Annotated in this window: 12 protein-coding genes; 8 read left to right on the forward strand and 4 right to left on the reverse strand. The window is 71.0% G+C overall.

All coding sequences use genetic code 11. The features are described from left to right. The first annotated feature begins 27 nt into the window (after positions 1-27). From JOF44_RS17660 to JOF44_RS17670, 3 genes are read left to right on the forward strand one after another with little or no spacing between them, the layout of a single operon-like run. Positions 28-729: a hypothetical protein gene (locus tag JOF44_RS17660; protein WP_342591829.1), complete on the forward strand. Its 702-nt coding sequence runs from the start codon at positions 28-30 to the stop codon at positions 727-729. After that, positions 717-1,706 (forward strand): pseudouridine synthase, encoded by a 990-nt coding sequence (locus JOF44_RS17665; protein WP_342591830.1) that lies wholly within the window; start codon positions 717-719, stop codon positions 1,704-1,706. Before JOF44_RS17660 ends, JOF44_RS17665 begins: the two co-directional genes overlap by 13 nt. A 29-nt stretch (positions 1,707-1,735) precedes the next feature. Next, positions 1,736-2,518, forward strand: coding sequence for a hypothetical protein (locus JOF44_RS17670; RefSeq protein ID WP_209894589.1), 783 nt, complete (start codon positions 1,736-1,738; stop codon positions 2,516-2,518). A 9-nt stretch (positions 2,519-2,527) separates the two neighbouring features. Here JOF44_RS17670 and JOF44_RS17675 read toward each other — a convergent pair whose 3' ends face one another. Then, positions 2,528-4,165, reverse strand: coding sequence for an inorganic phosphate transporter (locus tag JOF44_RS17675; RefSeq protein WP_209894592.1), 1,638 nt, complete (start codon positions 4,163-4,165; stop codon positions 2,528-2,530). 297 nt (positions 4,166-4,462) lie between these two features. Here JOF44_RS17675 and guaB point away from each other — a divergent pair, with 297 nt between their 5' ends. From guaB to JOF44_RS17690, 3 genes are all read left to right on the forward strand, one after another. Further along, positions 4,463-5,962 (forward strand): IMP dehydrogenase, encoded by a 1,500-nt coding sequence (gene guaB / locus JOF44_RS17680; RefSeq protein ID WP_209894595.1) that lies wholly within the window; start codon positions 4,463-4,465, stop codon positions 5,960-5,962. Between the two features lie 126 nt (positions 5,963-6,088). After that, entirely contained in the window at positions 6,089-6,805 is a 717-nt protein-coding gene (locus JOF44_RS17685; RefSeq protein ID WP_209894598.1) for an exonuclease domain-containing protein, read from the forward strand. A 49-nt stretch (positions 6,806-6,854) separates the two neighbouring features. Beyond that, the gene (locus JOF44_RS17690) at positions 6,855-7,964 is read left to right on the forward strand and encodes a GuaB3 family IMP dehydrogenase-related protein (RefSeq protein ID WP_209894601.1); all 1,110 of its coding nucleotides are present in this window, start codon (positions 6,855-6,857) and stop codon (positions 7,962-7,964) included. A 36-nt stretch (positions 7,965-8,000) separates the two neighbouring features. Here the strand turns inward: JOF44_RS17690 and JOF44_RS17695 are convergent, their stop codons facing one another. The 3 genes from JOF44_RS17695 to pta form a co-directional block, all read right to left on the reverse strand. After that, complete coding sequence (locus JOF44_RS17695) at positions 8,001-8,549, reverse strand: hypothetical protein (RefSeq protein ID WP_209894604.1); 549 nt, start codon at positions 8,547-8,549, stop codon at positions 8,001-8,003. Positions 8,550-8,642: 93 nt separating this feature from the next. Then, positions 8,643-9,866: an acetate kinase gene (locus tag JOF44_RS17700; RefSeq protein WP_209894606.1), complete on the reverse strand. Its 1,224-nt coding sequence runs from the start codon at positions 9,864-9,866 to the stop codon at positions 8,643-8,645. Positions 9,867-9,892: 26 nt separating this feature from the next. Then, entirely contained in the window at positions 9,893-12,001 is a 2,109-nt protein-coding gene (gene pta, locus JOF44_RS17705; protein WP_209894609.1) for a phosphate acetyltransferase, read from the reverse strand. Positions 12,002-12,072: 71 nt separating this feature from the next. Between pta and JOF44_RS17710 the strand changes: the two genes are divergently transcribed. Continuing rightward, positions 12,073-12,939 carry an SURF1 family protein gene (locus JOF44_RS17710; protein ID WP_209894612.1) on the forward strand — a complete coding sequence of 289 codons (867 nt, stop codon included), beginning with the start codon at positions 12,073-12,075 and terminating at the stop codon, positions 12,937-12,939. Between the two features lie 3 nt (positions 12,940-12,942). Continuing rightward, positions 12,943-13,356, forward strand: a complete 414-nt coding sequence (locus JOF44_RS17715; protein ID WP_209894615.1) for a DUF3817 domain-containing protein — start codon at positions 12,943-12,945, stop codon at positions 13,354-13,356. Positions 13,357-13,441 lie beyond the last annotated feature (85 nt).

Consider the following 13,441-nt stretch of genomic DNA (forward strand, 5'->3'; position numbering starts at 1 on the left):
TGAATGCCGATGGTCGGAGGAGCAGTGGTGATCAGCAGCCCCGATGCCATGCGGTCCTCGGACCATGACGACCGGCCCACCCGGACCTTCGGCCCACCGGCCGGAGTCGTGCTCGGCACCCTGGCGGCCGGGGTGGTGTTCGTCGTGGTTCTCGAGTTCCTGGTGATCATCAGCTTCGTCGGCCAGCGCCTGTGGAATCACCCCGCCCTGCTGCACGACGTCGTGTTCACCGTGCCGCTCCTGCTCTGGGTGCTCGTGGCCGTGGTCTCCTCCCTCGTGTGCCTGCGGGTCCTGACCGCATGGCTGCAGATCGACGAGCAGGGGTTCGAGCTGCGCAGCCTCGCCCGGCGCACCCGCAAAGCCGGATGGGATGAGGTGGGTCGGGTGATCGCCGTGCGGGACATCGACCGCGGCGCGACCCCCGCGGAGATGCTGGATGCCCCCGCGACCGCGTACGACGGCGTCTACCTGCTGGATCCGGCCGGGCACCGGATGCTCGCGGTCTCCAGCCGCTTCTTCGGGCCCCGCGCGCAGGACATGACCCTGCATCGTGCCCGGGAGGCCGGCGTGCGGATCGACCACATCGACGCGATCACCACGGCCGATCTGCGCTCCCAGGCACCGCAGGCCCTGAGCTTCATGGACCGCCATCCCAACCTGCTGCTGCTCCTGCTGGCGGTGTTCTACATCGTCCACAACGTGCTGACCTTCGCCGTGTGGGGGCTGTGAGCGCGGACGTGCCCTCCGGGAGGCCGGGCCGTGCGGCGCGGCGACGGGCGCGCCGGCGCCCCGCGCCGCTGCCCCAGCGGGAGGGACTGGACCCGGTGCGCTGGGTCGTGCCACCCGAGGCTCCCGCGACAGCCGGCGCCCTTGCCGCGCTGGCCGATCGCTTCCCCGCGCTCGCCGACCCGGCCGCGACCCCGCTGCGCGAGCGCTTCGACCGCGGGGATGTCGTCGACGCCGACGGCCATGCATGGAGGGCCGAGGATCCCGTCGGCCCCGGCCACGAGCTGTGGTTCCATCGGGAGCTGCGTGACGAGCACGTGCCCGAGGTCGACCTGGAGATCCTGCACCGCGACGAGCATCTGCTGGTGCTCGACAAACCCCACGACATGGCGACCATGCCGCGCGGGGCGCACGTGCTGGCCAGCGCGCTGGTCCGTCTCCGGCGCAGCACCGGCATCGGGACCCTGGTACCGCTGCACCGCCTGGACCGGCGCACCGCCGGGGTGCTCGCCTTCGGCATCCGTCCCGAGGAGCGGTCCGCCTATCAGCAGCTCTTCGCCCGCGGGGTCGCCCGGAAGGAGTACGACGCCTGCGTGCGCCCCGAGCCCGGAGCGCGGATCCCGACCACGGCGGGGGAGCAGGCCGTGCTGCGCGACCGGTTGGGCAAACGTCACGGACAGCTGACCGCCCAGGTGCTGGCGGGGGAGCCGAATGCGGAGACGAGCCTGGAGGTCGTCGATGTCGCAGCGGACGGCACTACGACGCTGCATCTGCGACCACGCACCGGACGCACCCATCAGCTGCGCCTGCAGCTCTCCGCCCGGGGCGCCCCGATCCTCGGCGAGGACCTCTACCCGCGGCCCGTCGAGCCTCCGTCGATGCCGCTCCAGCTGCTCGCCCGCTCGCTGGCCTTCACCGATCCCGTCACGGGCCAGGAACGGATCTTCCGCAGCGGCCGGACGCTGGCAGCGGCGCGGTGAGCGTCCGCGGCGCCCCGTACTCTGGATCGGTGACCGCCCCGCAGAGCCCCGATGCCTCCGCCCCGGAGCCCGCGCCGCGGCGCTCCCGGGACGGCGCCGTGATCATCGGGCCGACGATCCTCGCCCGCTACCGGCCGGGCGCGCTGATCGGGCTGCCGCTGGTGGCGGTGCTGCTGTCCCCCTTCGCCGGGGCAGGGCTGCAGCAATGGCGCGCGGGTCGGGTCCGGGACGGCCACGACACCCTGCTCGAGCAGCTCCTGGCGCCGGCGGCGATGCAGCTGCTGATCGGCGCCCTGCTGCTGTGGGCGCTGTTCGCGCTGTGGGCGCTCGTGCCGCTGCTGATGACCCATCGCGTGGTGCGCTTCGATCAGCGAGCCGCGACGCTCGTGCTGCGCAAGGGACTGCGCAGCGCGGACCGGGCCGGCCTGGCCGACGTCGACCACGCGGTGGGGGAGCCGGAGCGGGGGAGCATGGCGCTGATCGGCCTGCGCGGTCCGGACGCCGAGGGCGCGCAGACGCTGCGGCAGTGGGTGGTGCCGGAGGTCGGCTGGGACTCGGCATCCTTCGACGGCCTGCGGGTGCTGCAGGCGGCAGCCGGGCTGAGTCCCGCCCCGCCGCGGCTCGAGCTGGTGCTCGAGAACCGCCGCCGCCGGGTCGCCCGCAGCAACCGCGAGCTCGCCGACCGGCTGGGCATGCCGTGGCGACCCGAGTACGAGCACGACGAAGCGGCCTTCCGGGCCGAGTTCGACCGGATCCGCCGGGTGCTCGGTGGACAGGAGCCGCCGCGGAAGGGCGACCCCGAGGGCTGGTGACGCCGGGGCTCAGAAGGCGGCGCGCAGCACCAGCACCACGACGGCGCCGATGCTCGCGGCCGCCGGCAGGGTGATGATCCAGGCGAGGAAGATCGGACGCATGAGCTTCCAGTTCGCCGCATGGTTCACGATCCCGACGCCGAGGACGGCGCCGATCAGGATGTGGGTGGAGGAGACCGGAAGCCCCAGCACGGAGGCCAGCAGCACGACGCCCGCGGCCGCGAGCTCCGCCGCGAAGCCCGAGGACGGGTGCATCGAGGTCAGCCCGGTGCCGACCGTCGCGATGACCCGACGGCCGACGAACCAGAGCCCGGAGACCAGGGCGACGCCGAAGGCGGCGAGCACCGCCGTGGGCACGGCGGCCTCCTCGGAGATCTCTCCGGTGCTGAGCACGTCGAGCACGGCCGCGAAGGGCCCGACAGCGTTGGCGATGTCGTTGGCCCCGTGGCTGAAGGCGAAGGCCGACGCGGTGAACACCTGCATCCAGCTGAACATGATGAAGGTCGCGCGGGAGATCGACTGCTTCTTCAACGCCCGGGCGAACACGGTCACCGCCATCCACACGCCCATCGCGACCATGATCAGCAGGAGCACTCCTCCGCCGATCGAGATGTCCAGCCCCACGTTCTTCAGGCCCTTGAACACGAGCATTCCCGCGATCACGACCGCGGCCCCCGCGGCGAGCGGCGGGACGCGCTTCTCCAGCGCGTGATATGCCGCCTTGCGCTCGACCTTGCGGGCCGCCTTGCGCTCCTTCTTCGTCAGCGTCGAGGCATGCTGGGCGAGCTCGGCACCGGGACCGCCGGGGGTGAGGTCCAGCGCCGCGGACTCGGCGAAGGCGCTCTGCTGGAGCTCGCTCACGCGCTCGTACCCGGGGACGTGACGGCCGTCCTCCTCATCCGCCTCGTCATCGTCCTCATCGTCCTCGTCGTCGTCGAATCCGCGAGAGCCCAGGGCGATCGCGCGCGAGGCCGGGGCCAGGATGTGGCGCTTGATCGCGCCGAAGAGCAGGAAGGCGGTGACGCCGCCGAGCAGCGGGGAGAGGATCCAGGAGATCGCGATCTTGCCGATCTCGCTCCACTGCACCATCTCCAGGCCGCCGGTACCGGTGACCAAGCCGGTGGTGACGGCGGCGCCGACGATGCCGCCGATGATCGCGTGCGTGGTCGAGACCGGCCAGCCCATCTTGGTGGCCAGCAGCAGCCAGACGGCGGCGCCCAGCAGAGCGGACATCATGATGTAGGCGAAGGACTGCGGATCCATGTGCATGCCGTCGATGTCGACGATGCCGCTGCGCACGGTCTCGGTGACGGAGCCGCCGGCGAGGACGGCCCCGGAGACTTCGAAGACGGCGGCGACCAGGAGGGCCTGCTTCATGGTCAGCGTCCCGGCTCCGACGCTGGTGCCGAAGGAGTTGGCGACGTCGTTGCCGCCGATGTTGAAGGCCATGAACAGGCCGAAGGCGATCGCGAGGATCAGCAGGAGGGCGTTGACCTCGCCGCCGGCGTGGGTGAACGACCAGATGGTGAAGGCGACCACGGTCGCTGCCGTCATCAGGCCGGCGCCGAGGTGCCAGTTCCGATCGGGGCCGAGGAACCCACCGGTCACCGGGGCGTCGGAATGCTGCTGGACGGGCGTGGGGGACATTGTCGAGCTCCCGGGATGAGGAGGATCGGGACGGTGGGCCGCAGTCGGACCGTCGCAGGGGCCGACGCCACTGTAGGACACCGTTCGTCCATCGCGAATCCATGCGGCCCGTGCCCGGAGGAGGACACCGGTGGGACCTGCGCCGTCGGTGCGGCGTGTGATTCAGCCCTCGTCGGCCCCGGATCACGGGGTGATGCCCCGCACGCTCGACATCACTGCAGGTCGTGTCGACGTGGCGGGTCGGTGCTGTGATGAGCAGGACTGCACGGGCGGCGCTCGCGCCGCTACCATCGGTGCATGACGAGCGCGGATCCCTTCGGTTTCATCGGACTCACCTACGACGACGTGCTGCTGCTGCCCGGGGAGACGGACGTGATCCCCTCCGAGGCGGACACCTCCACTCGGCTCACGCGGGAGATCAGCCTGAAGGTGCCGCTCGCGAGCGCCGCGATGGACACGGTCACCGAATCCCGGATGGCCATCGCCATGGCCCGCCACGGCGGCATCGGCATCCTGCACCGCAACCTCTCCATCGAGGACCAGGCCCATCAGGTCGACCTCGTCAAGCGCACCCAGACCGGCCGCATCACCAACCCCGTCACCATCGGCCCCGAGGCCACCCTCGAGGACTTCGACGCCGTCTGCGGCCAGTACCGCGTCTCCGGCCTGCCCGTCGTCGACCCGTCCGGGCTCCTGCTGGGCATCTGCACCAACCGCGATCTGCGCTTCATCCCCGTCGCCGAATGGGCCGGGACCCGGATCGCCGACGTCATGACCACCGAGCTGTTCACCGCTCCCGACGACGTCACCAGCGAGCAGGCCACGGCCCAGCTGCGCCGCAACAAGCGCGAGCGGCTCCCGCTGGTCGACGCCGACGGCCGCCTCACCGGCCTCATCACCGTCAAGGACTTCGTGAAGTCCGAGCAGTTCCCCGACGCCTCCAAGGACCGCCAGGGCCGCCTGCTCGTCGGCGCCGGCGTCGGGTTCTTCGGCGACTCCCTCGAGCGGGCCGCGGCCCTGCGGGAGGCCGGGGTCGACGTGCTCGTGGTCGACACCGCCAACGGCCACGCCCGTCTGGCGCTGGAGATGATCCGGACCATCAAGAACGACCCGCACTTCGCCGGCGTCCAGGTGATCGGCGGCAACGTCGCCACCCGCGCCGGCGCGCAGGCCCTGGTCGACGCCGGGGCCGACGCCGTCAAGGTCGGCGTCGGGCCGGGGTCCATCTGCACCACCCGCGTGGTCGCCGGCGTCGGCGTCCCGCAGGTCACCGCGATCTACGAGGCCGCCAAGGCCTGCGGCCCCGCCGGGGTCCCGCTGATCGGCGACGGCGGACTGCAGCACTCCGGAGACATCGCCAAGGCCCTGGTCGCCGGGGCCGACACCGTCATGGTCGGGTCCCTGCTGGCCGGCACCGAGGAGTCCCCGGGCGAGGTGGTGCTCGTCGGCGGCAAGCAGTACAAGGCCTACCGCGGCATGGGCTCCCTCGGGGCGATGGCCTCGCGCGGCAAGGAGTCCTTCTCGAAGGACCGCTACTTCCAGGCCGACGTCGACTCCGACGACAAGATCGTCCCCGAGGGCATCGAGGGCCGCGTCTCCTACAAGGGGCAGCTCGGCTCCGTCATCCACCAGCTCGTCGGCGGTCTGCACCAGTCGATGTTCTATGTCGGGGCCGACACCGTGCCCGAGCTCAAGGAGCGCGGGAACTTCGTGCGCATCACCGCGGCCGGGCTCAAGGAATCCCACCCCCATGACATGGCCGCGATCATGGAGGCCCCGAACTACTCCTCGCACTGAGGACGCTGGCGCGGGCCCGGGTGGGCGATCCGCCCTCCCGGGCCCGCTGCGTCGGAAGGTCGTCCCCAGGGAGTGGTCGTCCCCAGTGAGGGATCGACCGTCGGTCCGCCCCGATACGCTGGGTCCATGACCATCAGCACCGCTTCCTGGATCGATGCCCCGCTGCTCGGCTTCGACACCGAGACCACCGGCACGAACGTGACCTCCGATCGGATCGTGACCGTGGCCCTCGTGCACTCGGTCGGTCCGGGCCGGGAGAACGAGACCGTCGCGACCTGGCTGATCGACCCGGAGATCGACATCCCCGAACCCGCTCAGCGGGTCCACGGCATCAGCACCGAGCATGCGCGGGTGAACGGCATGAAGGCCGCGGAGGCGCTCGAGGAGGTCGTCACCATGATCGCCGACGCCCTGAACCAGGACGTCCCGCTGGTCGCCTTCAACGGCAGCTTCGACCTCGCGATCCTCGAGAACGAGCTGACCCGCCTCGGCCTGCCCACCCTCGCCGCGCGCCTCGGCCACGACATCGCCCCCGTGATCGACCCGCTGGTGGTCGACCGCGGCGTGGACCGCTACCGCAAGGGCAAGCGCACCCTCACCGACCTCATCGCCCACTACGGCTGCGAGCAGGACGGTCGCCTGCACACCGCCGACGTGGACGTCTCGGCCACCCTGGACGTGCTGCGCGCCCTCGTGCTCGCCCATCCGAAGCTCGCCGGCTCCGCCCTGCCGGACCTGCATCGCGAGCAGATCGCCTGGCACCGCAGCTGGGCGGAGAACTTCAACCAGTTCCTCCAGAAGAAGGGCAAGACCCCGGACGTCAGCACCACCTGGCCGCTGTGAGTCGGGACCTGGTCGTTCCGAGCCGGGCCGACGGTAGACTCCCTCTGTGATGAGCGAGATCGAGATCGGCCGGAACAAGCGCGGACGCCGCAGCTACGCCTTCGACGACGTGGCGGTGGTCCCGTCCCGGCGCACGCGGGACCCCGAGGACGTCTCGACCGCCTGGCAGGTGGACGCCTATCACTTCGACATCCCGATCTTCGCCGCCCCCATGGACTCCCTGATGTCGCCTGAGACGGCGATCCAGCTCGGGGAGCTCGGCGGTCTCGGAGTGCTCGACCTGGAGGGCCTGTGGACCCGCTACGAGGATCCGACCCCCCAGTTCGACCGGGTCGTCGGGGCGGCCGACGATCAGGTCGTCGACGTCATGCGAGAGATCTACGCCGAGCCGATCAAGCCCGAGCTGATCCGCGATCGCATCCAGCAGCTGCGCGACGCCGGCGTCACCGCCGCCGGGTCGCTGTCCCCGCAGCGCACCCAGGAGCACTGGCGGACGGTCGTCGACGCGGGTGTGGACCTGTTCTTCATCCGCGGCACCACCGTCTCCGCCGAGCACGTCTCGACCGGCCGCGAGCCGCTGAACCTCAAGCGGTTCATCTATGAGCTCGACGTCCCCGTCATCGTCGGCGGCTGCGCGACCTACACCGCCGCCCTCCACCTCATGCGCACCGGCGCCGCCGGCGTGCTGGTCGGTTTCGGCGGCGGCGCGTCCCAGACCACCGAGGAGACCCTCGGCATCTCGGTGCCGCTGGCGAGTGCGGTGGCCGACGTCGCCGCCGCCCGCCGCGACTACATGGATGAATCCGGTGGCCGCTACGTGCACGTCATCGCGGACGGCGGCCTCGGCCGCTCCGGCGACCTCGTCAAGGCCATCGCCTGCGGCGCCGACGGGCTGATGGTCGGTGCGGCGCTCGCCCGTGCCGAGGAGGCGCCCGGCCGCGGCCACCACTGGGGCAGCGAGGCGCATCACCCCACCCTCACCCGCGGCCACCGCGTGGACGTGACCACGGCGGCGCCGCTGGAGCAGATCCTCTTCGGGCCCTCCCTCGGGGCCGACGGCACCACCAACCTCGTCGGTGCCCTGCGCCACGCGATGGCCACCACCGGCTACACGGATCTCAAGGAGTTCCAGCGCATCGAGGTCGTCACGACCGTCTGACGAACGGGCGGGGCCTCGCGAGGCCCGCAGGAGCACTCAGGACCGCACGCGGGCGATGATCCCCCAGATCAGCAGGGCGAGCGCGAGGATGCCCAGGACGATCGGGATCACCAGACCGACGCCGAAGCCGACCAGGGTCCCCATCAGACCGATGTCGGCGACCGCGACATCGCTGACACCCTCGCAGGTCATCGTGACCTCCTGGTCGGAGGTGACCTCGACGGTGCCGATCGGGGTGTACTCGGTGCCGTCGACCGTGGTGGGCACCATGGACTCGTCATCGGGCGCCCAGACCACGTCGGAGCCGCCGTCGGCGGTGCACGAGGCCGATCCGACGTCGGAGGTCGGGACGTACACGTAGTGCAGCGAGGACAGCGAGGCGTCGAACGTGCCGGTCGATCCCCCCAGCGATACCGGCGTCGCGGAGAGCAGTGCGATGAGGGCGACGACGAAGCCGGCGACCAGCGGCATCACGATCAGCCCGATGCCATTGGCGATGATGCCCAGGCTCCCGAAGATGATCCGCTTCAGTCCCCGCTTCTTGCGCGGTGGTTGATACGTGCCGTAGGACGCCTGGTATGTCATCTGTTCCCCCTGAGTATGTCGTGGTCGATCCTCAGCAGGATACGGGTCCGGCAGCGATTCCCGGGATGGGGAGAACTCCCCAGCGGATCCCGCTCAGGCTCTCTCGCGGGCGACCGCGGCGGCCTGCTGCGCGATCGACAGCTCCTCATTGGTCGGCACGATCATCACCGTCACCGGCGAGTCCGGGGTGGAGATCACGCGCGCCTCCTTGCTGCGGGCGGCGTTGGCCTCCAGGTCCAGCTCGATGCCGAGGCCCTCGAGACCGCTCAGCAGGCGCTCGCGGACCATCGGGACGTTCTCGCCGATGCCGGCGGTGAAGGTCAGCACGTCCAGGCCGCCGAGCACGAAGGTGTAGGAGCCCAGGTACTTGCGCAGCCGGTGCACATAGACGTCGGTGGCCAAGATCGCGGCTTCGTCCTCGGCCTCGACGGCCGCCGTGATGTCGCGGAAGTCGCTCATCCCGCACATGCCCATCATCCCCGAGCACTTGTTGAGGATGTCGTCGATCTCGGCGGGCCCGTACCCGGCGCGCCGGTGGAGGTGGAGGTAGATCGTGGGGTCGATGTCGCCCGTGCGGGTGCCCATCACCAGGCCCTCGAGCGGAGTGAGCCCCATCGAGGTCTCCACCGCCCGGTCCCCGCGCACCGCCGAGGCCGACGCCCCGTTGCCCAGGTGCAGGACGATCTGGCGCAGTCCCTCGACATCCCGCCCCTGTGCGGCGAGACGCTCGGAGACGGCGGCCGAGACGTACTGGTGGCTGGTGCCGTGGGCGCCGTAGCGGCGCACCTTGTACTCGGTCGCGATCTCCCGGTTCAGGGCGTAGTTCGCGGCGGCCTCGGGCAGCCTCGTGAAGAAGGCGGTGTCGAAGACGGCGATGTGCGGGACGCCCGGCAGCAGGGCCTGGGCTCCGTCGATCCCCTCGACCGCCGCATAGTTGTGCAGCGGGGCGAGCTTGCCGAGATCGTGGATGTCCCATCGCACCTGCTCGTCGATCAGCACCGGCTCGGCGTAGCGGGCGCCGCCCTGGACCACGCGGTGGCCGACGGCGCGGATCCGGTCCTCGCTCAGTGCCAGGTCCACGTCCTCGAACAGCTGCTGGACGATCCGCATCGCCTCGACGTGGTCGGGGACCGGGCCGGTGAACTCGGACTCCTTCTGCCCGGCGGTGATCGACGCGGTGCCCTGGTCCTGGCCCACCCGCTCGACGATGCCGGCCGCGTCGACCGTCCCGTCGGCCGGGGCCAGCAGCTGGAACTTCAGCGAGGACGACCCGGAGTTGATCACGAGGACGCGGGCGTCGGCGGCGGTGTCGGTCATGGGGGTGTCAGCTCCTGGGTCAGCGATCAGTTCTCGGGCACGGCGGCGGTGCGGGCCGATTCCGCCTGGGCCTGGATGGCGGTGATGACGACGGTGTTGATGATGTCGTCGACGAGCGCCCCGCGGGAGAGGTCGTTGACCGGCTTGTTCAGACCCTGCAGGACGGGGCCGATGGCGATCGCCCCGGCCGAGCGCTGGACCGCCTTGTACGTGTTGTTGCCCGTGTTGAGGTCGGGGAAGACGAACACGGTCGCACGGCCGGCGACCGAGGACTCCGGCAGCTTGGTCCTGGCGACCGAGGCGTCGACCGCGGCGTCGTACTGGATCGGCCCTTCGACGTCGAGATCCGGCGCGGCGGCCCGGACCAGCTCGGTGGCCTCGCGGACCTTGTCGACGTCGGCCCCGGTGCCGGAGGTGCCGGTGGAGTAGGACAGCATCGCCACCCGCGGCGCGACGCCGAACTGCTCGGCGGTCGCGGCGGACTGCGCGGCGATGTCGGCCAGCTGCTCGGCGGTGGGATCGGGGTTCACGGCGCAGTCGCCGTAGACCAGCACCCGGTCCTCGAGCGCCATCAGGAACACCGAGGAGACGATCTGCGCGCCCGGCCTGGTCTTGATGATCTCGAAGGAGGGGCGGATGGTGTGCGCCGTCGAGTGCGTCGCCCCGGAGACCATCCCGTCGGCCTCGCCCATCTGCACCATCATGGTGCCGAAGTAGGAGACGTCCTGGATCCGCTCGCGGGCCTGCTCGAGCGTGACGCCCTTCTTCGCCCGCAGCCGGGCGTACTCGGCGGCGTACCGCTCGAGGTGCTCCGGATCGTGCGGGGAGACGACCCGCGCCTCGGAGACGTCGTGGCCCAGCTGGGAGGCCTTGGCCCGGATCTGGTTCTCCTCGCCCAGCAGGATCAGGTCCGCGACGCCGCGGGCCAGGATCGCCTCGGCGGCCGCGATGATGCGCGGCTCCTCGCCCTCGGGCAGCACGATCGTCTTCTTCTCCCCGCGGGCCCGGGCCAGCAGCTCGAACTCGAACATCATCGGCGTGACGACCTCGCTGCGGCTGACCTCGAGCGCGGCCAGCACGTCGGAGGTGGGCAGGTGCTCGGCGACCGCGCGGCGGGCCGCATCCATCTTCTGGGGACTGCCGGCGCTGAGGCGGCCCCGGGTGCGGGCCACCTTCACGGCGGTGTCGAAGGTCGACAGGTCGGTGGCGATCACCGGGAGGTCCTGCTGGACGCCGGAGACCAGACGGCTGACCTCCTCGGGGACGTCGTAACCGCCGGTCAGCACGATCGCGGACAGCGACGGGAAGGTGCCGGACTGCTGAGCCATGACCAGGCCGGGCAGCAGGTCGTAGCGGTCACCGGGGGCGATCACGGTGCAGTTCTCGGTCAGCCGGCTGAGCACGTTGGGCAGGCTCATCGCGGCGATCACGGTGCCGAGGGCCACGCGGTCCATCCACGACGGGTTGCCCTGCAGGAGCGTGCCGCCCACGGAGTCCTTCACCTCCTGCACGGTCGGCGCCATGATCACAGGGTTCTCCGGGACCACGGCGATCAGCGCTCCGTGGACCCGGGGGCCGACGGTGTCCCGGACGGCGTCGAGCGACTCGGCCTCGGCGCGGTTGACGACCACGGCGATCGGGGCGGCGTGGTGGGCGGTGAACTCGCCGACGGAGACGGCGGCGAGGGCCGCGATCTGGTCCGGGCTGCGGTCCAGGCCGGACAGCACGATCACCACGGGGGCGCCCATGTTCGCGGCGACCTCGGCGTTGAACGCCATCTCGGTGGGGTTGGCCAGGTCGTCGTAGTCGCTGCCGAGCACGACGAGCATCGAGTACCGCTCGGCCAGTTCCCGGTAGCGGCCCAGGATGCGCTCGTGCGCCGTGTCCGGGTCCGCCAGCAGCAGCTGGTGATCCACCCCGATGGCGTCCTCGTACTCCTGGTCGACGGCGGGGTGGGAGGTGAGCAGGTCGACCGCGTAGTCGCGGGCGCGGTCGGCCTTCACGACGGGGCGATAGACCCCGACGCGGTCGGAGCGGGAGGCGAGGGCTTCGAGCAGACCGAAGGCCACCATCGACTTCCCGGTCATTCCCTCGGGACTGGCGATATACACACTCTGGGTCACGCTCCTCAGCATAGGTCCGTGTCGGTGCGCGGCGTGACCGATCGCCCATCGTGCCGTCCAGGTGCGCCTCGTACGATGAGAGCATGCTCCGCACCGCTCTCCGTCCGCGCTTCCTCGGGCTGCTCGCCCTGATGGTGGTCGCGACGATCGTGTGCGGGCTGCTCGCCACCTGGCAGTGGGACCGGGCGCACCAGGCGATCACCGATGACGCCGACGGCGCGGAGCACCGCGGCGCCCTCGAGGACGTGCTCGACGTCGGCGACCCCGTCACCAACGCGATCGTCGGCGACATCGTCACCGCGACGGGGCACTACGAGCCCGAGGACCAGATCGTGGTCCCCGGCCGGCACATCGACGGCACCGATGCGGCGATCGTGGTGACCGCGCTGCGCGTGGACCTCTCCGACGGCTCCACGGGCTACCTGCCGGTGGCGCGCGGCTGGGTCCCGGCCGACGACCTCACCGGCGCCGACGGCGAGATCGATCCCGCCCTCGCCCCGCCGGTGCCCTCCGGCGAGGTCGAGGTGACCGGGCGCCTGGAGGCCAGCGAATCCGCCTCCGGGGGCGTCGAGAACGGGGTCGCCCAGGAGATCGCCACCACGATGCTGGTCAACGTCTGGGGATCGCCCATGTACGCCGGCTACGTCGCGCAGGTCGACCCGGGCGCCGGTCTGCAGCCGATGCCGGAGGCGGAGTCCACCTTCAGCAAGGGTCTGGACCTGCAGAACATCGGCTACTCCTTCCAGTGGGTGCTGTTCGGCGCCTTCTTCCTGTACCTGTGGTGGCGCTCCGTGCGCACCGCCCACCTCGACGAGCTCGCCGACCGGCGCGAGGCGATGGAGGAGTCCCTGCGGGGCTCCGTGCCCGACGCCGACGACGGTGACCACCGCGAAGTGGCGGTCGCCGGTTCGCCCACCTCCACTTCTCCGACCCCTGACAAGGACGTGTGACCCGTGCCCACCCCTCGACCGCTGGACGATGTCGCCTGCAGGACCTCCTTCGCCCGCTTCCGCGTGGCCTCCATCGTGGAGGGCATCGCGCTGCTGGTGCTCGTGACCATCATGGTCATGCGCTACGTCGTGTTCGGCGGAGATGCCTGGTTCACCTCGACCTCCCCGACGTGGGAGCACATCTCCTCCATCTGGTCCCCGATCCACGGCCTGATCTACATGATCTACGTGATCCTCGGCTTCGACCTGTGGCTGAAGATGCGCTGGGCCCTGCCGCGGATGCTGCTGCTGATGTTCTTCGGCGTGATCCCCGTGCTGTCCTTCTTCGGGGAGCGCTGGACCCACCAGCAGGTCGAGAACGACCTCCAGCGGCGCCCCACCCTGCAGGACGAGGCCGAGGCGACTCCGGGCACCTGACCGCCTTCGTCGGTGACCGCGCCGCACGGCGTGACGAGGATTGCGCTGTCGCGGTCCGGACCGGGGCTCCCGCGGGCCCTGCGCG

This window comes from Brachybacterium fresconis (assembly GCF_017876515.1).
Taxonomy (GTDB): Bacteria; Actinomycetota; Actinomycetes; order Actinomycetales; family Dermabacteraceae; genus Brachybacterium; species Brachybacterium fresconis.